The sequence below is a fragment of the Mesorhizobium sp. M4B.F.Ca.ET.058.02.1.1 genome (assembly GCF_003952505.1).
In the GTDB taxonomy this organism is placed as follows: Bacteria; Pseudomonadota; Alphaproteobacteria; order Rhizobiales; family Rhizobiaceae; genus Mesorhizobium.
This window is the reverse complement of sequence record NZ_CP034450.1, coordinates 3437979-3461740: the sequence shown is the minus strand read 5'-3', so window position 1 is coordinate 3461740 and position 23762 is coordinate 3437979. Positions and strand designations below refer to the sequence as shown.

19 protein-coding genes and 2 pseudogenes are annotated in these 23762 nt (G+C 65.2%); 5 read left to right on the top strand and 16 right to left on the bottom strand.

The window, feature by feature from the left end; all coding sequences use genetic code 11:
- Positions 1-42: 42 nt before the first annotated feature.
- From EJ073_RS16955 to EJ073_RS16915, 9 genes are all read right to left on the bottom strand, one after another.
- Complete coding sequence (locus EJ073_RS16955) at positions 43-1596, bottom strand: alpha/beta fold hydrolase (RefSeq protein ID WP_126056761.1); 1554 nt, start codon at positions 1594-1596, stop codon at positions 43-45.
- A 122-nt stretch (positions 1597-1718) separates the two neighbouring features.
- Positions 1719-2033, bottom strand: coding sequence for a formate dehydrogenase subunit delta (locus EJ073_RS16950; RefSeq protein WP_126056760.1), 315 nt, complete (start codon positions 2031-2033; stop codon positions 1719-1721).
- Positions 2023-2775 carry a formate dehydrogenase accessory sulfurtransferase FdhD gene (gene fdhD / locus EJ073_RS16945; protein WP_245455267.1) on the bottom strand — a complete coding sequence of 251 codons (753 nt, stop codon included), beginning with the start codon at positions 2773-2775 and terminating at the stop codon, positions 2023-2025. Before fdhD ends, EJ073_RS16950 begins: the two co-directional genes overlap by 11 nt.
- Before the next feature lie 74 nt (positions 2776-2849).
- Positions 2850-3068: a hypothetical protein gene (locus EJ073_RS16940; RefSeq protein WP_126056759.1), complete on the bottom strand. Its 219-nt coding sequence runs from the start codon at positions 3066-3068 to the stop codon at positions 2850-2852.
- Between the two features lie 87 nt (positions 3069-3155).
- Positions 3156-6068: a formate dehydrogenase subunit alpha gene (fdhF, locus tag EJ073_RS16935; protein ID WP_126056758.1), complete on the bottom strand. Its 2913-nt coding sequence runs from the start codon at positions 6066-6068 to the stop codon at positions 3156-3158.
- A 10-nt stretch (positions 6069-6078) separates the two neighbouring features.
- Positions 6079-7635, bottom strand: a complete 1557-nt coding sequence (locus EJ073_RS16930) for an NADH-quinone oxidoreductase subunit NuoF (protein WP_126056757.1) — start codon at positions 7633-7635, stop codon at positions 6079-6081.
- A complete protein-coding gene (locus EJ073_RS16925) occupies positions 7632-8111 on the bottom strand; it encodes a formate dehydrogenase subunit gamma (RefSeq protein WP_126056756.1) in 480 nt (159 codons plus the stop codon). Before EJ073_RS16925 ends, EJ073_RS16930 begins: the two co-directional genes overlap by 4 nt.
- 193 nt (positions 8112-8304) lie before the next feature.
- On the bottom strand, positions 8305-9204 hold the full coding sequence (locus EJ073_RS16920) for a LysR family transcriptional regulator (RefSeq protein WP_126056755.1): 900 nt from the start codon (positions 9202-9204) through the stop codon (positions 8305-8307).
- Between the two features lie 80 nt (positions 9205-9284).
- Positions 9285-9662 carry a VOC family protein gene (locus tag EJ073_RS16915; protein ID WP_126056754.1) on the bottom strand — a complete coding sequence of 126 codons (378 nt, stop codon included), beginning with the start codon at positions 9660-9662 and terminating at the stop codon, positions 9285-9287.
- Between the two features lie 224 nt (positions 9663-9886).
- Here EJ073_RS16915 and EJ073_RS16910 point away from each other — a divergent pair, with 224 nt between their 5' ends.
- Positions 9887-11056, top strand: a complete 1170-nt coding sequence (locus EJ073_RS16910; RefSeq protein ID WP_126056753.1) for an Mrp/NBP35 family ATP-binding protein — start codon at positions 9887-9889, stop codon at positions 11054-11056.
- A 16-nt stretch (positions 11057-11072) separates the two neighbouring features.
- Here the strand turns inward: EJ073_RS16910 and EJ073_RS16905 are convergent, their stop codons facing one another.
- Positions 11073-11522: a carbon monoxide dehydrogenase subunit G gene (locus EJ073_RS16905; protein ID WP_126056752.1), complete on the bottom strand. Its 450-nt coding sequence runs from the start codon at positions 11520-11522 to the stop codon at positions 11073-11075.
- A gap of 149 nt (positions 11523-11671) precedes the next feature.
- Between EJ073_RS16905 and EJ073_RS16900 the strand changes: the two genes are divergently transcribed.
- Complete coding sequence (locus EJ073_RS16900; protein ID WP_126056751.1) at positions 11672-13477, top strand: IlvD/Edd family dehydratase; 1806 nt, start codon at positions 11672-11674, stop codon at positions 13475-13477.
- Positions 13478-13565: 88 nt separating this feature from the next.
- Here EJ073_RS16900 and EJ073_RS16895 read toward each other — a convergent pair whose 3' ends face one another.
- A complete protein-coding gene (locus EJ073_RS16895; RefSeq protein WP_126056750.1) occupies positions 13566-13985 on the bottom strand; it encodes a GFA family protein in 420 nt (139 codons plus the stop codon).
- 166 nt (positions 13986-14151) lie between these two features.
- Here EJ073_RS16895 and EJ073_RS16890 point away from each other — a divergent pair, with 166 nt between their 5' ends.
- The gene (locus EJ073_RS16890) at positions 14152-14550 is read left to right on the top strand and encodes a hypothetical protein (protein WP_126056749.1); all 399 of its coding nucleotides are present in this window, start codon (positions 14152-14154) and stop codon (positions 14548-14550) included.
- A gap of 15 nt (positions 14551-14565) precedes the next feature.
- Here the strand turns inward: EJ073_RS16890 and EJ073_RS16885 are convergent, their stop codons facing one another.
- The 3 genes and pseudogenes from EJ073_RS16885 to EJ073_RS31605 all read right to left on the bottom strand — a co-directional run bounded on the left by EJ073_RS16885 (position 14566) and on the right by EJ073_RS31605 (position 18111).
- Positions 14566-16155, bottom strand: a complete 1590-nt coding sequence (locus tag EJ073_RS16885; protein WP_126056748.1) for a trimethylamine methyltransferase family protein — start codon at positions 16153-16155, stop codon at positions 14566-14568.
- 218 nt (positions 16156-16373) lie between these two features.
- Positions 16374-17866, bottom strand: a pseudogene (locus EJ073_RS16880) (PLP-dependent aminotransferase family protein).
- A gap of 80 nt (positions 17867-17946) precedes the next feature.
- A complete protein-coding gene (locus tag EJ073_RS31605; protein WP_189347468.1) occupies positions 17947-18111 on the bottom strand; it encodes a hypothetical protein in 165 nt (54 codons plus the stop codon).
- Positions 18112-18308: 197 nt separating this feature from the next.
- Here EJ073_RS31605 and pgi point away from each other — a divergent pair, with 197 nt between their 5' ends.
- Together pgi and EJ073_RS16870 are read left to right on the top strand one after the other, a co-directional pair.
- Positions 18309-19952 (top strand): glucose-6-phosphate isomerase, encoded by a 1644-nt coding sequence (gene pgi, locus EJ073_RS16875; protein WP_126056747.1) that lies wholly within the window; start codon positions 18309-18311, stop codon positions 19950-19952.
- Between the two features lie 5 nt (positions 19953-19957).
- Positions 19958-20680, top strand: coding sequence for an HAD family hydrolase (locus tag EJ073_RS16870; protein ID WP_126056746.1), 723 nt, complete (start codon positions 19958-19960; stop codon positions 20678-20680).
- Here EJ073_RS16870 and EJ073_RS16865 read toward each other — a convergent pair.
- On the bottom strand, positions 20664-21353 hold the full coding sequence (locus EJ073_RS16865; RefSeq protein ID WP_126056745.1) for a 50S ribosomal protein L11 methyltransferase: 690 nt from the start codon (positions 21351-21353) through the stop codon (positions 20664-20666). The genes EJ073_RS16870 and EJ073_RS16865 overlap by 17 nt on opposite strands.
- A 35-nt stretch (positions 21354-21388) precedes the next feature.
- Positions 21389-23361, bottom strand: a pseudogene (locus EJ073_RS16860) (long-chain fatty acid--CoA ligase).
- Between the last annotated feature and the right edge of the window lie 401 nt (positions 23362-23762).

The window sequence follows — 23762 nt, the reverse complement described above, 5'->3', positions numbered from 1 at the left end:
CTCTGCCGCGCCGAGCCGCTTCGCCCAAAAGCGCCATGGCTCTCATGGCCCGTCCGGGCCAGTGTGCCTGGCCGAAAACGCCGCCGCCGCCGCCCGCGACGGCAGGTCGAGCTTGAGCAGGATGTTGGCGACGTGACGCTTGACCGTGTGTTCGCTGAGGCTGAGCTCTGCGGCGATCGCGGCGTTGCTTTTGCCGTCGGCGATCAGGTTCACCACCTCGCTTTCCCGCGCCGTCAGCGTCGCCGGCTCCGCTGGCCTGGCCTTCGGCCGGCAGGCCGGTTCCAGATGCTGTTCCGAGGTCGCCTGCACCACCGGCAGCGGCTCGTCCAGCTCGTCGAGGCTGATGCGGCCGGCCTCAGTGAAATGCAGGCCCGAGCCCACGGTGAGATCGGCAACCAGCCGCGAGGCAAGGATGTCGCCGCGCCCGGCATGGCTGGCGAGCTGCATGGTCACGCGCGCCGTCAGCCCGACCGGCTGGCCGCGCAGCTCGATCTCGCCGACATGCGCCCCTTGCGCGCTCGCCACGCCGATCTGCTGCGCCGCCTCGCGCAGCGCCGCCGCGCAGCGCACGGCGCGCGCCGGCCCGTCGAAGCGCGAGACCATCAACTCGCCATGCGTGCCGGCGGTGCGCCCGCCATGGCGGCCGACCAGCAGCCGCCAGGTTTCCTGGAAGCGCTGGCTGCGCTCGCTCCACATGCGGTCGCCGAGCTTGGCTGTGTCGTAGATGCGCGTCACCAGCAGTGCGGCGAGCACGCGCTCGGTGTCGGCCACCGCCGGTTCCCCGGTCAGAAACTCCTCGATCAGGTCGGCCACGCGGTCGACGTCGCCGGTCCACACCGGATGGTCGCGCCCGGCGATCTCAACCAGCCGAGCGCCGGGGATCTTGCGGGCAAGGAAGCGACTCGCGTCGGGGTCGACCCGCACATCGTTGCGGCGATGGATCAGGAGCGTCGGCGCGCTGATCGTGCTGAGGATGCCGCGCACGTCGACGCCGGCATTCATGCGCGCCAGCGCTGCGGCCGCCGTCGGGCTCGCCGACAGCCGCTCGAACCGCGCCCACCATTGCGAAAAATGCGGGTCGTCGACCCGGCCCGGCGCGAAATTGGGCAGCGTGGCGCCGGTCCCCCACGCCGTTTCCGTCGTCGCGATGAAGGCCTCGAGACGCTCTGGCGGCATCACCCATCTGTGGAAATTCGCATAGCCGCCATAAAGCACCAGCGACCGTGTCCGCTCAGGATAGGTGGCCGCGAACAGCATCGCCATCGGCGCTCCTTCCGAGGCGCCGAGGATCGCCGCGCGGCCGCTGCCGGCGGCATCCATCACCGCGCGCACGTCGTCCATGCGGGTTTCCAGGCTGGGCAGGTGGCGGCTGTCGACGCGGTCGGAGAGGCCGGTGCCGCGCTTGTCGAACAGGATCAGCCGCGAGAAGGCCGAAAGTCTTTTCAGCAGACGGCTGTAGCCCTCATCCTCCCACTGCAGGTCGAGGTTGGAGATGAAGCCCGGCACGAAGACGAGATCGAACGAGCCCTGGCCGACCACCTGATAGGCGATCCGCACATCGCCGCTACGGGCGTACCGGGTCTCGATCGGCCTCACGCAACACCCCGCCGGCCAGACGATTTCTTGTCGTCGACCATAGCAGAGCTATGCCGTCCGCGGCAGACAAACTTTAGAGAGCTAAAATATAAGGCCTATGGTGAACGGGAGCGACGGCCGCGTTACTTGTGCAAGGCACCGTTCTCGCCTTGCGCAGGCCCGGTGTAACCGATGCTCGTGTCGGCCTGTTCGGACGTCTTGGGCCGCTTGATCTTTGCCGAGGCGGCCACCACTAGCTCGTTGAACGTCTCGGTGCCGTTGTCGAGCATCTCGAACAGCTGCCGCCGCATCCTCGGTTCCCAGAACTTGTTGATGTGCTCGGCGACGCCGGTGATGCCTTCCTCGCGCGGCTTGGAATCGAAGAAGGTTGCGATCTGGTTGGCCATGCGCACCAGCTTTTCCCTGGTGCTGGTGATGTGATCTTCGTCATGCGACATGCTTGGCAACTCCGGAAACCACCCGGTCTGGGTGGGTGAAAATATCGAAATCTTCGCCGCGCACCAGCGCCACCAACGTCATGCCGGCGGCCTCGGCCGTGCGGATGGCAAGTGCCGTCGGCGCCGAAACGGCGATGATGATGGCCGCACCGATTGCCGCCGTCTTCTGCACCATCTCCACCGAGACCCGCGAGGTCACGACGACGGCGCCCGTCGAACCGTCGATGCCGGCCCTGGCCAGCGCGCCGGCCAGCTTGTCCAGTGCGTTGTGACGGCCGACATCCTCGCGCGCCATGACGATGCCCTTGCCCGGCACGTAGAAGCCGGCGGCGTGCACCGCGCCGGTCTCGGTATGCAACGGCTGCACCTTCGACAGGCGCTTGACCGAGCGGGTGATGTCCTCGGCCTCAAGCGTAAGCTTCGACGAACCGACCGCGTCGACCGAGCGCATCGCTTCCTCGATCGATTCGATGCCGCACAAGCCGCAGCCGACCGGTCCGGCAAGCCTGCGACGCCGCGCCTGGAAGCGCGTGTTGGCCTTGTCCTTCAGCCGGATCTGGATGTCGATGCCGGCGCCGAGATCCTCGACCTCGATCGCCTCGATCTCTGCCGGGTCGGCAACGATGCCCTCGGTCAGCGAGAAGCCGAGCGCGAAATCCTCGAAATCGGCGGGGCTCGCCATCATCACCGCATGCGTGGTGCCGGCATAGGAGAATGCCACCGGTGTCTCCTCCGGCACCATCCGGTTCGCAGCCGCAGTGCCGCCGGCGCGACGCGCGAGACGAGAGATTTGGGTTATAGCGGGTCGGCTTGTCACTATCTCATCCAACCAGACTTCAACTCCGGGAACTTCTGCCCAATTTCTTCAAACGCCGGCATAAAGCCATTGCCTAATATTAATCCAACCATAAGGCGGAGGCTCGAAAATTCGGCACTTGTTACTTGGCTTTGAATTTCAATAAGGTAGTCGTTGAGTTCGTTGCTTTGCCGGCTGCACAGTTCGAGGAGTTTGTTGTGAGCTTCTTTGCTGGTCACCAAAAACTCCTCCCGTAGTAGTGATCGAAATCCTCTTCTTAATGGAGAGGGCTGGAATGACGGGGCCGATAAAAGCTCCGGCGAAGACTACTCCGCCGCTTCCAGCGGAAGGACGCGCCGGCTCTGGCGGGCCTGCTCGTTATAGTCCTTCTGCCAGTCAGTCGGCCCATTGGACGGCGCCACCTGCACGGCGGTGACCTTGTATTCCGGACAGTTGGTCGCCCAGTCCGAGAAGTCGGTCGTGATCACGTTGGCCTGGGTGTCCGGATGGTGGAAGGTCGTGTAGACGACGCCCGGCGAGACGCGGTCGGTGATCAGCGCGCGCAGCGTGGTTTCGCCGGAACGGCTCGTCAGCCGCACCCAGTCGCCTTCGCGAATGCCGCGGTTCTCTGCGTCGTGCGGATGGATCTCCAGCCGGTCCTCGGCATGCCACATCACGTTGTCGGTGCGCCTGGTCTGCGCGCCGACATTGTACTGCGAGAGAATCCGGCCGGTGGTGAGCAGCAGCGGGTAGCGCGGCCCGGTCCGTTCGTCCGTCGCCACATATTCGGTGCGGATGAACTTGCCCTTGCCGCGCACGAAGCCGTCGACATGCATGATCGGCGTGCCGAGCGGCGCCTTGTCGTTGCAGGGCCACTGCACCGAGCCGACACGGTCGAGCAACTCAAAGGAGACGTTGGCGAAGCTCGGCGTCGTCTTGGCGATCTCGTCCATGATCTCGGAAGGATGCTGGTAGTTCCAGTCGAGCCCGATCGCGCGGGCGAGCTCCTGCGTCGCTTCCCAGTCGGCATAGCGCGCCTTCGGCTCCAGAACCTTGCGCACCATGTTGATGCGGCGCTCGGCGTTGGTGAAGGTGCCGTCCTTCTCGAGGAAGGTCGAGCCCGGCAGGAAGACATGCGCGTAGTTCGCCGTCTCGTTGAGGAAGAGATCGTGCACGACGACGCATTCCATCGCGGCGAGCCCGGCTGCGACATGCTTGGTGTCGGGATCGGACTGCAGGATGTCCTCGCCCTGGATGTAGATGCCCTTGAAGGAGCCGTCGACGGCGGCGTCCAGCATGTTGGGGATGCGCAGACCCGGCTCGTCGTCCAGCTTCACGCCCCACAGGCTCTCGTAGATGTCGCGCACCGCTTCGCCGGAGATGTGGCGATAGCCGGGCAGCTCGTGCGGGAAAGAACCCATGTCGCAGGAGCCCTGCACGTTGTTCTGGCCGCGCAGCGGGTTCACGCCGACGCCCGGCCGGCCGATATTGCCGGTGGCCATGGCGAGGTTGGCGATCGCCATCACTGTGGTCGATCCCTGGCTGTGTTCGGTGACGCCGAGGCCGTAGTAGATCGCGCCGTTGCCGCCCTTGGCATAGAGGCGCGCAGCACCCCGGATCAGCTCAGGGTCGACGCCGGACAGTTTGCCGACAGTCTCGGGGCTGTTTTCGGGCAGGGCGACGAAGGACGCCCAGTCCTGGAACTCCGCCCAGTCGCAGCGCTCGCGGATGAAGGCTTCGTCGAACAGGCCCTCGGTGACGATCACATGCGCCAGCGCCGTCAGCACGGCAACGTTGGTGCCGGGCTTCAGCGGCAGGTGATAGTCCGCTTCGATATGCGCCGACTTGACCATCTCGGTGCGGCGCGGATCGAGCACGATCAGCTTGGCGCCCTGGCGCAGCCGCTTCTTCAGCCGCGAGGCGAACACCGGATGGGCGGAAACCGGATTGGCCCCGATGATGACGGCGACGTCGGTGAATTCGACCGAGTCGAAATCCTGCGTGCCGGCCGAGGTGCCGTAGGTCTGGCCGAGCCCGTAGCCGGTCGGCGAATGGCAGACGCGGGCGCAGGTGTCGACATTGTTGTTGCGGAAGCCCTGGCGCACCAGTTTTTGGACGAGGTAGGTCTCTTCGTTGGTGCAGCGCGAGGAAGTGATGCCGCCGATCGCTGTGCGTCCGTACTGGTACTGGATACGGCGGAATTCCTTGGCCGTATGGGCGATCGCCTCTTCCCAGCTCACCTCGCGCCAGGGATCCGAGATCTTTTCGCGGATCATCGGCGACAGGATGCGGTCCTTGTGGGTGGCGTAGCCATAGGCGAAACGGCCCTTCACGCAGGAGTGTCCGTGGTTCGCCTTGCCATCCTTGTAGGGCAGCATGCGGATCACCTCGTCGCCCTTCACCTCGGCCTTGAACGAGCAACCGACGCCGCAATAGGCGCAAGTGGTGACGGCCGAGCGCTCCGGCATTCCCTTCTCGAGCACCGTTTTCTCGCGCAGCGCGTCGGTCGGACAGGCCTGCACGCAGGCGCCGCAGGAGACGCATTCGGAGGTGATGAAATCCTCATGCATGCCGGCGACCATGCGTGATTCAAAGCCGCGGCCCTCGATGGTCAGCGCGAAGGTGCCTTGCACTTCCTCGCAGGCACGCACGCAGCGTGAGCAGACGATGCACTGTGCCGGATCATAGGTGAAATACGGATTGGACTCGTCGCGGGCGATGTAGTCGACGGCCAGCGAGCCATGCCCGGGCGCGACGCCGTCTTCCTGCTTGACGTGATTGCGGCCCTCGATGCCGTAGCGGTTCTCGGTCAGGCCGACCGACTTCGCCACCGCGTCGAATTCGCTGGCACCGGTGCCGGCCTGCTCGTTCCAGCCGGTCGGATGGTCGGAGACGTAGAGCTCCATGACACCGCGGCGGATGGCGTCGAGCCGCTCGGATTGCGTGCGCACCACCATGCCTTCGCCGACCGGCGTCGTGCAGGAGGCTGGGGTGCCGCCGCGCCCTTCGATCTCGACCAGGCAGACGCGGCAAGAGCCAAAAGTGTCCAGCATGTCGGTGGCGCAGAGTTTTGGGATCTCGACCCCGCCTTCCATCGCCGCGCGCATGATCGAGGTGCCTTCCGGCACGCTGATGCTGCGGCCGTCGACGGTCAGCGTGATCCGCTTCTCAGCCTTCGATTCCGGGGTCCCGTAGTCGATCTCTTCGATGAGCGATGGGAAGTCGGCCTTGATGTTCATCTGCCAGCTCCTATTCAGCCGCCACGCGCGTAGGCGCCGGCTTGAAATCCTCGGGGAAATGCGTGATCGAGCTCATCACCGGGTAGGGCGTGAAGCCGCCCAGCGCGCACAGCGATCCGAACTTCATCGTGTTGCAGAGGTCGGTGACCAGTGCGAGGTTCTTCTCCGCCTCGATGCCGGAGGCGACCTTGTCGAGAACCTCCACTCCGCGCGTCGATCCGATGCGGCAGGGCGTGCACTTGCCGCAGCTCTCGATGGCGCAGAACTCCATGGCGAATCGCGCCTGCTTCAGCATGTCGGCGGTGTCGTCGAACACGGTGAGGCCGGCATGGCCGATCAGCCCGTCCTTGGCGGCGAAGGCCTCATAGTCGAACGGCGTGTCGAACAGCGCGCGCGGGAAATAGGCGCCGAGCGGACCGCCGACCTGCACCGCCTTCACCGGACGCCCGGAAGCCGTGCCGCCGCCGATCTCGTCGACGATCTCGCCCAGCGTCAGGCCGAAGGCCGTCTCGAACAGGCCGCCATGCTTGACGTTGCCGGCAATCTGGATCGGGATCGTGCCGCGCGAGCGGCCCATGCCGAAATCCTTGTAGAAGGCGGCACCCTTGTCCATGATGATCGGCACCGAGGCTAGGCTGATCACGTTGTTGATCACTGTCGGCTTGCCGAACAGGCCCTGGATTGCCGGCAGCGGCGGCTTGGCGCGCACCACGCCGCGCTTGCCTTCCAGGCTGTTCAGAAGCGAGGTCTCCTCGCCGCAGACATAGGCGCCGGCGCCGACGCGGATTTCCATGTCGAAGGCGTTGGGCGAGCCCAGCACATTGACGCCGAGCATGCCGTGCTTGCGGGCAATCTCGACAGCCTTGTTCATCGTCGCCACCGCATGCGGATATTCCGAGCGGATGTAGACGAAGCCCCTGGTCGCGCCGGTGGCGATGCCGGCGATCGCCATGCCCTCGATCAGCACGAAGGGATCGCCCTCCATGATCATGCGGTCGGCGAAGGTGGCGCTGTCGCCCTCGTCGGCGTTGCAGACGATGTATTTGCGGTCCGAAGCGGTATCGAGCACCGTCTTCCACTTGATGCCGGTCGGGAAGCCGGCGCCGCCGCGGCCGCGCAGCCCGGATTCGGTGACCTGCTTGACGATGTCCGCGGGCGCCATGGCGACGGCGTTGTGCAGGCCCTTCAGCCCGCCATGCGCCTTGTAATTGTCGAGCGAGAGCGGATCGATGACGCCGCAGCGCGCGAAGGTCAGCCGCGTCTGCTTGGCGAGGAAGGGGATCTTGTCCGGCGCGCCCAGCCAGCGCTTGTGGGGCGCGCCCTTGAGGAAGCCGCTATCGAACAGGCTCTTGACGTCGGAAGGCTTGACCGGCCCGTAGGCGACGCGGCCCTCGGCCGTCGCAACCTCGACCATCGGCTCCAGGAAATAGGCGCCGCGCGAGCCGTTGCGCACGATCTTGGCCTCGACGCCGCGCTCGGCCAATTCCTTCTCGATCGCCTTGGCGACCTTTTCGGCGCCGAGCGCCAGCGCGCCGGAATCTCCGGGGATATAGATGCGCGGGATCATGAGCGTACCTCCGCGACGATCTCTTCGATCTTCTCGTCATCGAGCCGCCCGATCACCTGGCCGTCCAGCATCGCCGACGGCGAACAGGCGCAAAGCCCGAGGCAATAGACCGGCTCCAGTGTAACCGATCCGTCGCGGGTGGTCTCGTGGAAACCGATGCCGAGCAACTGCTTGACCTTGGCGGCGACCGCATCCGACCCCATCGACTGGCAGGCTTCCGCCTGACAGAGCTTGAGCACATGCCGGCCGGCAGGGCGGGCGCGGAAATCATGGTAGAAGGTGACGACGCCGTGCACTTCGGCCCTGGACAGGTTCAGCCCGTCGGCGATGACCGGCAGCGCTGCCTGCGGCACATGGCCGAATTCTTCCTGGATCTCGTGCAGGATCGGCAGCAGCGGACCTTCGAGGTCCTTCAATTCCTCGATGATCGCCGCGGTGCGCGACGCGATGTCGGTACTTGCAGGCTGCATTGGCATGCAGCGCCCTCCCTGGTCGTGGCGACCGGATGTGTGTCGCCCAAGATATAGAGCGGTTTTGGGACAACGACACGCACTCGGCGCAATATCGCTAAGTCCTTACGAAATCAGAGGAAACCTCCGAAATCAATAAAGCTGTCCCGTTGCTCGATAGAAAATTTCTATCAAGCGCGCTCGACCTGCACTGTCTATCCTAGCGATGGGCGCGGAAATCGTCCGCCAGCGTCATCGCCTCGTCCAGCAGCGCCTGCACCAAAGGCGTGTGCGGCTCGCCAGGTGCCGCCACCAGGCCGACTGTGTGGCTGGCGTCCGGCTCGACGATCGGAATGGCCCGGATCGGCTCGGAAAAGCCGAATGTTTCCGCGAGGTTGAGCGGCATGATCGACGACCATTTGCCGGTCCGGATGTGCGAAAACAGCACGATCATCGAATTCGATTCCAGCGTCGGCCGCACCTGCACCCCGGCCTCGGCCAGATGCTGGTCGATGATGCGGCGGTTCTGCATGTCGGGCGTCAGCAGGCAAAGCGGCAACTGGCTGATCTCCGCCCACGTCACTTTGTCGCGGTCGGAAAAGGGATTTCCGACCGCGGTGATCAGCTGATAGCGCTCGTCATAGAGCGGCACGCTCACCACGCGTCCGAGCGGCTCGTTGTCGAGATAGGTGATGCCGGCATCGACGTCGAAATTGCCGAGCAGCGTCAGCACCTCGATCGAGGTGCGCGACAAGATCGAGAAGGTGACGCCGGGATGCTTTTCGCGAAATGGCGTCGTCAGCCGCGCCACCATGGCCAGCGCCGTCGGAACCGCCGCTATGCGGATGCGGCCGGACAGGCCGTGGCGGGCCGCCCGCATCTCCTCGCGCATGGTGCGGCTGTCGCCGACGATGCGGCGCGCCCAAACCAGCACCTGCCTGCCTTCCGGGGTCAGGCCCTGGAAGCGCGAGCCGCGCAGCACCAGCATGACGCCGAGCTGCTCCTCAAGCTGCTTGATCCCCGCCGAGAGCGTCGGCTGGGTGACGCCGCACACTTCCGCCGCCCGGCCGAAATGCTCCTCCCTGGCGAGCGCGATGAAGAATTCCAGCTTGTCGATCATCGGCGCAGGCTATCCGTAGCAAAGCGGTTGCGCCAGACGACGCTGCCGCGGCACCACGAACTGGATCGCGCCTCGGACCCTTACTCGCCCGCGAGGCACAAGATGTTGCCGTCCGGATCCTTGAACCAGGCGACCTTCATGCCGTCGCCGACATGGATGTCGCCCTCCAGCGACAGGCCGGGCATCTCATAGTGCTCGAAGGCGACGCCCTTCGATTTCAGCGACTTGACGACGGGATCGATCTCATCGCCAACGCTCCAGGTCACAGCCGTTGCCTTGTTGGTTCCGGCGAATTCCGAATGATAGACGTTGATGACCGTGTCGCCGCTTTTGTAGACGACCAGTTCGCCAGCCATGTCGTCCACCTGCTTGAGACCAAGCGTTCCCTCATAGAAGGTCTTGGCTCTCGTCAAATCTTTCACCGCCAGATTGGCCGCGGCATTGCTGTTTGCGAGCATGACAGTCTCCTTCCCGGATTTGTTGTGTCGCCGCTCATGGCATCCGAGATAGGGCCCGTTGATCGATCGGCCATGGGCAAGCAGTGAGGATCGGTCAAAAACAGCGTCGGGCAAACCCGACTCCATCGGTCGTTTTCCGTGGCACGCGCGCAAGCCTTTGCTCCACGGCTTGGTTCTTGCCGGAAACTGCACTATCTGCATCGCCAAAACCCCGAGGAAACACCATGGCCGTCACCAAGGAAACCGTCATCGAGCGCCTGAAAACGGTCAACGGGCCGGATTTCACCGGCAACATCGTCGACCTCGGCCTGGTCTCGGAGATTTTTATTGCCGATTCGAAGGTGTTCTTCTCGATCACCGTGCCCGCCGCCCGCGCCCAGGAGATGGAGCCGCTGCGCGCCGCCGCCGAGCGCGTGGTCAAGGGCATTCCGGGCGTCGCCGGCGCCGTCGTGGCGCTGACGGCGGAGAGGAAGGGCGGCGGCATGGAAGCGCCGGTGCCGCCGCGCCCCGCGCCGAGGCCGGCGCCGGCTGCCGCGCCGCAGCGCCCCGTGCCGCAGGTGCCGGCATCGCACAGCCACGGCAAGCGCGGCGTGCCCGGCATCGAGGCGATCATCGCGGTGGCCTCCGGCAAGGGCGGCGTCGGCAAGTCGACGACCGCGGTCAACCTGGCGCTTGGGCTTGCCGCCAACGGCCTGAAGGTCGGCGTTCTCGATGCCGATATTTATGGGCCGTCCATGCCGAGGCTGCTCAACATCCATGGCCGGCCGCAGACCGTCGACGGCAAGATCCTGAAGCCGATGCAGAATTACGGCCTGAAGGTGATGTCGATGGGCTTCCTCGTCGATGAGGAGACGCCCATGATCTGGCGCGGCCCGATGGTGATGTCGGCGCTGACGCAGATGCTGCGCGAGGTCGAATGGGGCCCGCTTGACGTGCTGGTCGTCGACATGCCGCCCGGTACCGGCGACGCCCAGCTCACCATGGCGCAGCAGGTGCCGCTCGCCGGCGCCGTCATCGTCTCGACGCCGCAGGACCTCGCTTTGATCGACGCCCGCAAGGGTCTCAACATGTTCAGGAAGGTCAACGTGCCGCTGCTCGGCATCGTCGAGAACATGAGCTACTTCCTCGCCCCCGACACCGGCAAGCGCTACGACATCTTCGGCCATGGCGGGGCGCGGCGCGAGGCCGAGCGGCTGAGCGTCACCTTCCTCGGCGAGGTGCCGCTGGAAATGGGCATTCGCGAAAGCTCGGATGCCGGCGCGCCGGTGGTGGTCTCGAAGCCGGAAGGCGCCGAGGCGAAGATCTACCGCGACATTGCGGCAAAGGTCTGGGACAGGGTCAACGAGGAGCGTGGCGCGGCGGAAGCCGCGGTGCCCTCGATCGTGTTCGAGTGATCCCTCGGCGCGAGGGTCAGCCGCCGACCTTCTCGCCGAACGTCGAGAAGAACTGCCCGGCGAGCTTCTTCGACGTCGATTCGATCAGGCGGCTGCCGAGCTGGGCGATCTTGCCGCCGACATCGGCCTTGGCCGCGTATTTGAGCACCGTCGTGTCGGCGCTGTCGGCGGTCAGCGTCACGTCGGCGCCGCCCTTGGCGAAGCCGGCAATGCCGCCCTTGCCTTCGCCCTGGATGGTGTAGGAATGCGGAGGCTTGAGGTTCTTGAGCACGACCTCGCCGTTGAATGTCGCCTTGATCGGCCCGATCTTCAGCACGACGGTTGCCGCCATTTCGGTGTCGGATTTCTTTTCCAGGCTTTGGCAGCCGGGGATGCTGCCCCTCAGAATGTCCGGGTCGTTCAGCGCTTCCCATACTTTTTGCAGGGGTGCGGCAATCCGTTCCTCGCCTTCGATCACCAAAGCCATCAAGAACCTCCCGGAAAGACTGCCCGGAAGCCCTAGCGCAGGGGCAGACTTATGTCTATCGCACCAAAGTGCGGGTTCGGATGGCGCGTGCCCCTTGCCTGCATCCGCGCATTGTCATATCGATTTGTCATACAAATACGGAGACCACGATGGCCGGCGCCCCCACCAAGAAGAAAAAATTTCGCTCGCAGGAGTGGTTCGACAATCCCGACAATCCGGGCATGACCGCCCTCTATCTCGAGCGCTACCTGAACTACGGGCTGACGCGCGCCGAACTCATGTCGGGCAAGCCGCTGATCGGCATCGCCCAGACCGGCTCGGATCTGTCACCCTGCAACCGGCATCATCTCGAGCTTGCCAAGCGCGTGCGCGAGGGCATCGTCTCGATGGGCGGCATCCCCTTCGAGTTCCCATGCCATCCGATCCAGGAGACCGGCAAGCGCCCGACCGCCGCGCTCGACCGCAACCTTGCCTATCTCGGCCTTGTCGAGGTGCTCTACGGCTATCCGCTTGACGGCGTCGTGCTGACCATCGGCTGCGACAAGACAACGCCGGCGCTGCTGATGGCCGCCGCCACCGTCAACATCCCGGCGATCGCGCTGTCGGTCGGCCCGATGCTGAATGGCTGGCACAAGGGCAAGCGCACCGGCTCCGGCACCATCGTCTGGGAGTCGCGCCAGCGGCTGTCGGCCGGCGAGATCAACTATGACGAGTTCATGGACATCGTCGCCTCCTCGGCGCCGTCGACCGGCTACTGCAACACCATGGGCACCGCCACCACCATGAACTCGCTGGCCGAGGCGCTTGGCATGCAGCTGCCGGGCTCGGCCGCCATCCCCGCGCCCTATCGCGAGCGCGGCCAGATCGCCTATGAGACCGGCAAGCGCATCGTCGACATGGTGCATGAGGACCTGAAACCGTCCGACATCATGACGCGCCAGGCGTTCGAGAACGCCATCGTCGTCAACTCGGCCATCGGCGGCTCGACCAACGCGCCGATCCACCTCAACGCCATCGCCCGCCATCTCGGCGTGCCGCTCGACAATGACGACTGGCAGAAGGTCGGCCTCAATGTGCCGCTCATCGTCAATCTGCAGCCGACGGGCGAATACCTCGGCGAGGACTATCATCACGCCGGCGGCGTTCCGGCGGTCGTCGCTGAACTGCTGAAGGGCGGGCTTTTGCCGCATCCCGACGCGGTCACCGCCAACGGCAAGTCGATCGGCGACAATTGCCGCGATGCCGCCAACGAAAACCTGGAAGTCATCCACAGCGTCGACAAGCCGCTGAAGGCCAATGCCGGCTTCATCAACCTCAAGGGCAATCTGTTCGATTCGGCGATCATGAAGACCAGCGGCATCTCGCCGGAATTCCGCCAGCGCTACCTGTCCAATCCGCACGATCCCGAGGCGTTCGAAGGCAACGCCATGGTCTTCGACGGGCCGGAAGACTACCACGCCCGCATCGACGATCCGGCGCAAGGCATCGACGAGCACACCATCCTGTTCATGCGCGGCGCCGGGCCGGTCGGCTATCCGGGCGGCGCCGAGGTGGTCAACATGCAGCCGCCGGCCTACCTCATCAAGAAGGGCATCCATTCGCTGGCCTGCATCGGCGACGGCCGCCAGTCGGGCACGTCGGGCTCGCCCTCGATCCTCAACGCTTCGCCGGAGGCGGCGATAGGCGGCGGCTTGGCGCTGCTCAAGAGCGGCGACCGCGTCCGCATCGACCTGAAGAAGGGGTCGGCCAACATCCTTGTCAGCGACGAGGAGATCGCCAGGCGGCGCGCAGCACTGCAGGGCAATGGCGGCTTCCACTATCCCCAGCACCAGACGCCGTGGCAGGAGATCCAGCGCGGCATCGTCGACCAGTTTGACGCCGGCATGGTGCTGAAGCCGGCAGTGAAGTACCAGGATGTCGCGCACACCAGGGGTGTGCCCCGCGACAACCACTGAGCGCCGGCAACCTCGCTCGCGCGAACGGCGGCTTGATCGTGGATCAAGCCGCCGTTTTTGCTGACCTAGGGCTGCTGTCCGGCTGCGCTTACAGGTAACTGGTGATCTCCGGCGCCTGGTCCTGCCTGTTGCGTTTACCGTCCTCGTAGATGATCGGTGCGGAAGCGAGTTCCTCCTCGCTGACGTCGTCCAGGCAGGCGACGTTCACAGCCCAGAAATTCCCGCCCATGAAATCGAGATAGCCGCGCGAGAAGACATTCGCGCCGCAGTTCGGGCACATATAGTGGTTGATATCGCCTTCCGGCCAGTTGGACGGGCTTGCCTTGTAGTCCCGCATCCGGTCACCGCCTTCCGTCACCCTGAGCGCCTGGTAGGCGGTGAAGGATTTGCGGTAGCCCAGTTTCCAGCAGAAGCTGCAATTGCATTTGCGGATGCCCTCGGCGAGGTCGAGATCGGCCTCGAAGTGCACCGCGCCGCAATGGCAACTGCCGTGATAGATCTTCTTCATGGCGCTCCTCGCAGAATTTGTTCTGGTCCTCTGTGGCCACCGCGAAACCAGATCAGATTGTGGCCATTGCCCCGCCAGATAGGCGCCTGGCTCCTCTGGGCAATACGTCCTCTTGTGCAAAACGGCGCGCGAGATGCCATATGCTGGCAAACGGACAGGACCATCCATGACGAAACGGCGCTCTTCCCTAGGCTTCCTCGGCATGTTCGGCCGCTCGGGCGATCTGAGGATGCTCGATGCCGCCTTGCGCGGCGCCGACCTCCATCCCGCCCTTGTGCCGGAGGGGGTCAAGCTCACCATCGTCAATCTGATGAAGGATCACTGGCCAGACGAGCCGCCGGCGCAGGCCTACGCGTCGCTCGCGCAACTGTTCGGCTATTGCGTTGCCAGTCCCGAGACGTTCGAACAGGCCAACGGCCGCGAGCGCAGGCTGGACGCGGAGCGCCGCATCGAGGAAGCGCTCGAGACCGGCGACAGCCTCGATGCGCAGATCGTGCTGATGGCGCTGCATGCCAAGCTGATCAGCGCCGAGGTGGTCGAGCGCTTCGGCCTAAGCGCGGAGTAGGCTGCTCAACCCAGCCTAGCCGCCCATGCCGCCGCGCGGCAGCTTGATCATCTCGCCGAAGCGGGCGCGCAATTTGTCGTCGACCGTTTTCGGCACGTGGCGCGGGAAGCGCTCGGCAAGCACGCGTTTCTTCTCGGCGATCGCCCTCTGCAGAATGTCGGGCCGGCCCTTCTCGTTCCATTCCTTGGGCGAGAAGCGGTCGCCGATGGCCGGATAGAAATATTCGGTCTGCATCAGCTTCAGCGTCTGCTCGTTGCCGAGATAGTGGCCGGGGCCCTTCAGGCAGACATCGGCGATGGTGTCGATCGACAGTGCCTCGTCGGTCACCTCGATGCCGCGCACGCAGCGCAGGCAGTGGCCGAGCATGTCGTTGTCGATGATCAGGCTTTCCAGGCAGAAGCCGAGCAGCGAGGCATGCATGCCGGCCGACTCATAGACCAGGTTGAGGCCGGAGAGGCCGGCCATCACATTGGTGATGCCCTTCTCGTAGCCGGACTGGATGTCGGGCAGTTTCGAATCCGTCATGCCGGCCGCCGAGCCGCCCGGCAGGTCGTAGAATTGCGCCATCTGCGCGCAGGCGGCGGTCAGCACCGCCTGCTCGGCCGAGCCGCCGGACATGGCGCCGGTCCGAAGGTCGGAGACGAACGGCCAGGTGCCGAAGATCGCCGGATGGCCGGGCTTGATGGCGTTGACGTAGACCAGGCCCATCAGCACTTCCGCGACTGCCTGCACCACCGCTCCGGCAATCGCCGCCGGCGCCGTTGCGCCGGCCTGGCCGGCCGACAGAAGCAGGATTGGAATGCCGCCTTCGACGCAGGCCTCGAGCACGCCGCAGGCGTCCTCGGCGAACTTCATCGGCGGCACGACGAAGCAGTTCGAGTTCGACACGAAGGGGCGCGCACGGAAATTTTCCTCGCCGCCGGCGATCGCATAAAGCATCTCCAGCGCCGGCTTGACGTTCTCGCGCACCGTGAACGAGGTGCCGACATGCTTGGCGGTCCCCATCACGCAGGCGTAGAGCGTGTTGAAATCCATCTCGAGCGGATCGGGAATGTCGCGCGGCACCATGGTGCGCTGGAAGAAATGAATGTTGTCGAGGCCGTCGACCAGGCGCGCGGCGTCGTAGATGTCCTGCAATTGGGACTCGCGGTATTCGCGCTTCTCGACGTCTACCAGATGCACGGCCGCGCCCGCCGTGCCGTAGTGAACGCGTTTGTCCTGGATCACCATGTCGTGCTTGGGGTCCTGGCCGTGAAGCGTGAAATGCCGGGCCGCGTTCTTGATCGTGTCGAGGACGAGTGCCCGCGGCAGGCGGACGCGGCCGTCGTCGCCATAGGTCGCGCCAACCCTCGTCAGCGCCTCGATGCAGGAGGGTATAGCGTTGGCGAAGCCGACCGTCTCCAGCAGCGTCAGCACCGCCTCGTGAATGCGCTCGCGGTCGCTTTCGCTGAGCGGTCCATAGCTGCCGCCTTCGAGGCCCGGCCGCACCGGTCTGATGTCGTCGGCAAGCGGTGCCGCCCGCATCGCTCGGCGCGCTTCGCGCCCGCCGGATCGCCGCGAACGCTGGTCCGAAGGCGCATCCTGCTTCTCAAGAGCCACTGACATGGAAGCACTCCACCTTTAGCTGCGAGGCGGGACGCGGCGGTTGGTCCACCATCGGCCCTGCTTCGTCCCCTTTGTGGCTCGACTATGCCGCCGGCATTGGTGCAGCCTATGAGCCAGCCAGTCCCGTCGAATATGCCAGGATGCTAAAACGATCGAGGGTCGTGTCAAAGTGAAAGAGCCGGCTTGGGCCGGCTCTCTGTTGAATTCGGCAGGTCCGATCAGGCCGCGGCGGGTCTGCGGCCGGCGGCCGTCGCGAGCTCCCGTATGCCGGGCTCGATGTGCTGCAGCGCGATCGAGGAAATGCCCAAGCGCATGAAACGCGACGGTTTTTCCGAGCGGTCGAAGAAACGGTCGCCGGGCTCGATGATGACGCTGCGCGAGGCGGCCGCCTCGGCGAGGCCCCGCGAGTCGGTGCCGCGCGGCCCCTCGAGCCAGAGCGAGGTGCCGCCGGCCGAGTCGGTCGAGCGCCACTCGGGCAGGAAAGCGGAAATCGCATGGACCAGACGCTTGCGCCGCTCGTCGAAGGCGCTGGACAGACGCCGCACCAGCGCCTCGTGATGGCCGAGCGACAGGAACAGCGCCACCGCCCGCTGGTTGTTGGCCGGCGGGTGCCTGAGCATGAATCGGCGCAGCGCCCTGAGCTCGGCGATCAGTCCGGCCGAGGCGACTATGTAGCCAAGCCGCAAGCCCGGAGCCAGCGTCTTCGACATCGAGCCGACATAGATGACGCGGCCGGAACGGTCGAGGCTCTTCAGCGCCTGCTGCGGCGCCTCGTCCAGTAACTGGCTGTCATAGCCATCCTCGATGATGATCTGGTTGTGGCGGTTGGCCCGCGCCAGGAGGTCTTGGCGCCGTTCCGCCGACAGCGGCACCATGGTCGGGCAATGGTGGCTGGGCGTGACGAAGACGAAGCCGGAATCCTGCGGGATCGAGCAGGTCACGATGCCGGACTGGTCGACCGGGACCGGCTGGATGTCGGCGCCCGCAAGGCGGAAGATCGAGCGGGCATCCGGATAGCCGGGATCCTCCATCGCCACCTTCGACCCCTTGGTCATCAGCAGCGAGGCGAGCATATAGAGCGCGTTCTGGGCGCCGAGCGTGACGATGATCTCATCCGGATTGGCGAAGATGCCGCGCCGCGGCAGGAGGCGCGCCTGGATCTGCTCGATCAGGAGCGGATCGTCGCGGTCGACCATGTCGGATGCCCAGTTGCGGATCTCCAGAACGGCGAGCGCCATGCGGTTGCATTCGCGCCATTCGGCCGTCGGGAACAGCGCCGGATCGAACTGGCCGTAGACGAAGGGGTAGGACGACTTGATCCAGTTGTCGTGCTTGGCCGGCGGCGGCATGTCGCTGGCGGCGATCTGCCGGCGCGCCTTCCAGTCGATCTCGTTCTGCTGGTCGGGGCCTTCTGGTGCGGCTTGGCGGGGGTGGCGAGCACTTCCGGATTGACGAAATGGCCGCGCCGCTCGCGCGCCACCAGAAAGCCCTGGTCGACCAGTTGCTGGAAGGCGAGCACCACGGTGCCGCGGGCGACGCCCAGTTTCTCGGCCAGGATGCGGCAGGACGGAAGCGGCATGGAAGCGGCGATCTGCCGGTCCAGAATGGCGGCGACGATCGCCTGGCGGATCTGCGCCTGCAGGGTCTGGCCGGATTCAGCCGAAATCCGGAACAGGCCGGACCATATGGCCGTGTCGTTGCGCTGTGGCATGGAAGGGTTTCCTCGATGGCCAGCTTTTTGTGCTTGGCTGGACCAGTCGAGTGTAGGGGTGGCACAAGGGGTTGCGCCAATCAATTTTTCTGATCGCTGGGATTTATGCCAGTGATCCATTGCGCGACGCGCAGCGTCGTCGCAGCGTCGCGGCCTACCTGTTGGTGAGCAACGCGCAGCGTCGTCGCAGGAGAGACGCGCAGCGTCGTCACAGGCGCGATAAAGGGCGTGATGCGCAGCCTCATCGCCTCCTGCGCGAAGCAAACTCACGCCGAAACGGGCGGTGTCATCGCCTCCGGTGACATGCCTCATCAAAGCGTGATGCAGTGCGGCAATGCCGCCCTTGAATGAAATGGAATCGGCTCGATAGAATGTCGCGACGACATGCGCCGGAAACATCCGGCCTGTTAACATAGGTTCAAAAACCCGCCAGGAGCCCGCATTGGATCAATCAACCTTCGACAAGCAAGTCGTCGCCTTGCGCGAACATCGCGCGGCGGCCAAAGGCACGATGCGTGAAGCTTTCGCGGCTGATCCCAAACGCTTCGCGACGTTTTCCGCCACCGACGGCGATCTCCTGCTTGACTGGTCGAAATGCGCGGTCGACGCCGACACGATGGCGATGCTGGAGAAGCTCGCCGGAGCCGCTGATCTGGCGGGTCGCCGCGCCGCCATGTTCGAAGGCAGGAAGATCAATATCACCGAAGGCCGCGCCGTGCTGCACACGGCGCTTCGCAACCTAGCCGGCAAGGGCGTCGTGGTCGATGGCCAGGATACCAAGGCCGAGGTTCTCGCCGTTCTCGACGCCATGGGCGCCTTCGCCGATGCCATCCGCTCCGGCAAGGCGGCCGGCGCCACCGGAAAGAAGATCACCGACATCGTCAACATCGGCATTGGCGGCTCCGACCTCGGCCCGGTGATGGCGACGCTGGCGCTGGCGCCCTACCATGACGGCCCGCGCGCGCACTATGTCTCCAACATCGACGGCGCCCACATCCACGACACGCTGAAGGACCTGTCGGCCGAAACCACTTTGTTCATCGTCGCCTCCAAGACCTTCACCACGGTCGAGACGATGACCAATGCCGAGACGGCGCGCCGATGGGTGGAGAAGGCGCTGGGCAAGGAAGCCGTCGGTAGGCATTTCGCCGCCGTCTCGACCGCGCTCGACCTGGTGGCGAAGTTCGGCATCGCGTCCGATCGCGTGTTCGGCTTCTGGGACTGGGTCGGCGGCCGCTATTCGGTCTGGAGCGCGATCGGCCTGCCGGTGATGATCGCCATCGGCCCGCGTAATTTCCGCGCCGTCCTCGACGGCGCGCACGAGATGGACGAGCACTTCCGCTCCGCACCCCTGCAGAAGAACCTGCCGGCGCTGCTGGGGCTGATCGGCTGGTGGCACCGGGTCGTCTGCCGATATCCGGCCCGCGCCGTGATCCCTTACGACCAGCGGCTCTCCAGGCTGCCGGCCTATCTGCAGCAGCTTGATATGGAATCGAACGGCAAGAGCGTGACGCTGGACGGCGGCGCGGTCACCACGCCGACCGGCCCGCTGGTCTGGGGCGAGCCCGGCACCAACGGCCAGCACGCCTTCTTCCAGCTGCTGCACCAGGGCACCGACTTCATCCCGGTCGAATTCCTCGCCGCCGCTGTCGGCCACGAGCCGGAGCTGAAGCATCACCACGATCTCCTGCTCGCCAACTGCCTGGCGCAGTCGGAAGCCTTCATGAAGGGCCGCACGCTGGAGGAGGCGCGCGCGCAGATGCTGGCCAAGGGCATGAAGGCGGCCGACGTCGACAGGATCGCCCCGCACCGGGTCTTCTCTGGCGACCGCCCCTCGGTGACCATTCTCTACCGCAAGCTCGATCCGCGCACCTTCGGCCGCCTGGTCGCGCTCTACGAGCATCGCGTCTTCGTCGAGGGCACGCTGTTCAACATCAATTCCTTCGATCAGTGGGGCGTCGAACTCGGCAAGGAACTGGCAACCGGCCTGCTGCCTGTCGTGGAAGGCAAGGAGAATGCCGCAAAGCGGGATGCCTCGACTGCAGGTCTGGTGGGACACATTCACCGATTGCGCGGATCGGAGTGACAGGCTTGGCGGAGATCAAAGGCATATTGTTCGACAAGGACGGAACGCTTGTCGATTTCAACGCGACATGGTTGGGCATTGCCGACTTCATGGCCATGGATGCCGCCGAGGGCGACCGCTGGAAGGCAGACAGGCTGCTCGCGGCGGCCGGCTTCGATTTCCTCAGCAAGCGCTTCAAGCCCGATTCGATCTTCGCCTCCGGCACCAACATGGATGTCGTCGAACTCTGGTTCCCGCGCCTCTCCGAGGAGGACCAGATGCTTGCCGTGGCCCGTTTCAACGAGATCACCTCGGTGCAGGGCTCCAGCATGGCGGTGGCGCTGCCGGGCATCGTCGAGACGTTGGCCGTCCTGCACAGGCGATCCTACCGGCTTGGCGTCGCCACCAACGATTCGACCAGCGGCGCGGAAAAGACGCTGGTGACGCTCGGCGTGGCGCAGCTTTTCGACGCCGCCTATGGCTATGATTCGGTGGCCAGGCCGAAGCCGGCACCGGACACCGTCCTCGCCTTCTCCGACCTGACCGGGCTGAAGCCGGCCGAGATCGCCATGGTCGGCGACAATCGCCACGATCTCGAAATGGCGCGGGCCGGCGGCTGCGGGCTGGCGGTCGGCGTGCTCTCCGGCACAGGCACGCGGGAATCGCTGTCGGCGATCGCCGATGTCGTGCTCAATTCGGTTGCCGATCTGCCGGATTTCCTCGCCGCGCGGGTCAAGGAAACGATCTGACCGTCTCGAACGAGAAGACCCCGCTCGGCCTCGACGCCGTGCCTTTCGCATCGCCGAAGTCCGGTACCTTATATTCGGCAAGCAGTTTGAGCCGCGACAGCGGCAGATCGGCGCGGCGCGGATCGCCGACCAGCACCTCGATGCCGGCGGCGAGGCAGCGGTCGAGGAAGGGGATCACCCGCCGGGCCACTTCGTGCGCGTAGAACACGTCGCCGGCAAGCACCAGGTCGACCCCCGGTGGCGGCCCGGCGGTAATGTCTTCGCCGACCACCGTGATCGCGACGCCGTTCGCCGTGGCGTTGAGGCCGAGCGCCACGATGCCGTTACGGTCGATCTCCGCGGCTATCACCGCGCGCGCTCCGGCCTTCGCCGCGGCGATGCCGACCAGGCCCGAGCCGGCGCCGAGGTCGAGCACGCGGCGCCCCGCAACCGCTTGCGGCCGGTCGAGTATGTAACGGGCAAGGACGGTGCCGCCGGCCCAGGCATAGGCCCAATAGGGCGGCTGCGGCTCTGGCGCCGCAGCGTCCCCGTCGTCAGCCTCGGGATCGACGAGCCGCCGCAGCCCGCTGCCAGGATGGGCGCTGTAGATCTGGATTTCCGGAAGCGCGGCGACGGGCGCAAGGCGCATGTTCGCCTTGATGAAGGCCGTTGGATCGGGGCGCGTGGCCGCCATCTCCCCGCCGGCAGGATGATCGTTCAAGCTCGTGCCTAGCCGCGCAGCGCCCGCCGCAGGATCTTGCCCACCGGCGTCTTCGGCAGCTCCGTGCGGAACTCGATATATTTGGGCCGCTTGTAGCCGGTCAGGTTTTCGCGGCAGTAGGCGGTCAGCGTCTCGATCGTCAGCGCGGGATCCTTCCGGACCACGAACAGCTTCGGCACTTCGCCGGAATGCTCGTCCGGCACGCCGATCGCCGCCACTTCGAGCACGCCGGGATGCTGGGCCACGACCTCCTCCAACTCGTTCGGATAGACGTTGAAGCCGGAGACCAGGATCATGTCCTTCTTGCGGTCAACGATCTTGGTGTAGCCGCGCTCGTCCATGAAGCCCATGTCGCCGGACTTGAAGAAGCCGTCCTTGGTCATCACCTTGGCGGTCTCGTCCGGCCGGTTCCAGTAGCCCGCCATCACTTGCGGCCCGCGGATGCAGATCTCGCCGACTTCGCCGAGCGGCACATTGTTGCCGTCGTCGTCGCGGATGGCGATCTCGGTCGACGGCAGCGGCAGGCCGATCGTGCCGGTGAAGTCGCCGCCGCTGAACTTGTTGGCGGTCGCCACCGGCGAGGTTTCCGAAAGCCCGTAGCCTTCGGTGACGGGACAGCCGGTCAGCGCCTTCCAGCGCTCGGCCACACCCTTCTGCACTGCCATTCCGCCGCCCAGCGTCAGGATCAGCGGCTTGAAGTCGAGCTTGCGGAAATCCTCATTGTTGAGCAGCGCGTTGAACAGCGTGTTGAGGCCCGGGAAAATGTGGACCGGGTATTTCTCCAATTCCTTGACGAAGCCTGGAATGTCGCGCGGATTGGGGATGAGCACGTTCTGCGCGCCCTGCTGCATGCCCATCAGCGCGTTCACCGTCAGCGCGAAGATATGGTAGAGCGGCAGCGCGCAGATGAAATTGGGATGCGCCGGCTTCGGCTTCACCGCATAGGCGTCCTGCAGCCAGAGCGCGTTCTGCGCGACATTGGCAAGCACATTGGAATGCAAGAGGATCGCGCCTTTCGAGACACCGGTGGTGCCGCCCGTATATTGCAGGAAGGCGATGTCGTCGGCGCTGACGCTGGCGGGCTTGAAGGCGAGGCCGGCGCCGGCCTTCAGGGCGGCGTTGAACTTGACGTGGCCCGGCAGCGACCAGGCCGGCACCAGCTTCTTCACCCGGCGCACGACGAAGTTGACGAGCGTCCCCTTGAGGCCGCCAAGCATGTCGCCCATCGCGGCGACCACGACGTGCTTGACCGAGGTGTTGGATATCACCGCCTGCAGCGTGTTGGCGAAATTCTCGAGAATGACGATCGCCTGCGCGCCGGAATCCTTGAGCTGGTGCTCCAGTTCGCGCGGCGTGTAAAGCGGGTTGACGTTGACCACGGTGAAGCCGGCGCGAAGCACCGCCATCATCGCCACCGGGTATTGCAGCACGTTGGGCATCATCAGCGCCACGCGCGCCCCTTCTGCAGGCCCTTCGACTGCAGAAAGGCGCCGAAGGCGGCCGACTGCCGCTCGAGCTCGGCATAGGTGATGGCCTTGCCCATGCAGACGAAGGCCGGCTGGCCGGCAAACTGCTTGCAGGCGCCGACCAGGAAGTCGCCGATCGAGCCGTAGGGCAGGGGGCCGATCTCGGCCGGCATGTTCTTTGAATAGCTTGCCAGCCACGGCTTTTCCGGCAGCCCGGCGGCAAGCTCCGTCAGCGCCTTAGGCAACCTCTTGGCCGGCGCCGGCTTCGCTGCCGGCGCTGGCGAGATCGCTTTTGTCGGAGCTGCCTTCGCGGCCGGCTTTGCGGCAGCGGGCTTTGTTGCAGCGGACTTGGCGGCAGCCGGCTTGGCCGCTGCTCGAGCTTTCGTCGCGGCAGGCTTGGCGGCCTTTCCGGCGCCAGCCTTAGCCTGTGGTTTTGCGGTGTCCTTCACAGGGGCGGCTGCCTTCGAAGCGGTCTTCGTCTTGGCCGGAGCCGTCGTCTTTGCTGCCTTCGCCACCCTGTCCCTCCCGTCGTCGTTCACTCGTGCCGCGCCGCCTCTGAATGACAGGAGCGTCCTCCGCCGCAATGGTTGCGGATTCCTCAGGAAATCCAGCGTGCCGTCTATGTATTGCGACTATCCTCGGCCATGCAAGTCTTGCCCTTGCGGCAGAACGGGAAAGATTTGCCGTCGAAATCCTTTTCTTCTCCGCTACCCGTAACGCATCTTCCTGAGCAGCGCCCATGCGAAGGAAGGCCGCGCCGCGTCGATTTCGCGAGAGCGCCGATCAATAAAAAAATGCGGTCGTTAACATTATCGTGAGCGGAAAAATCTGCTAATTTTTTCTGCCATTTTAGGAGATTGCGGATTCTTTTCCTGCTTCCCGTGGGGTACGCAAACGGGGTGTTCCAAAGCCAGAA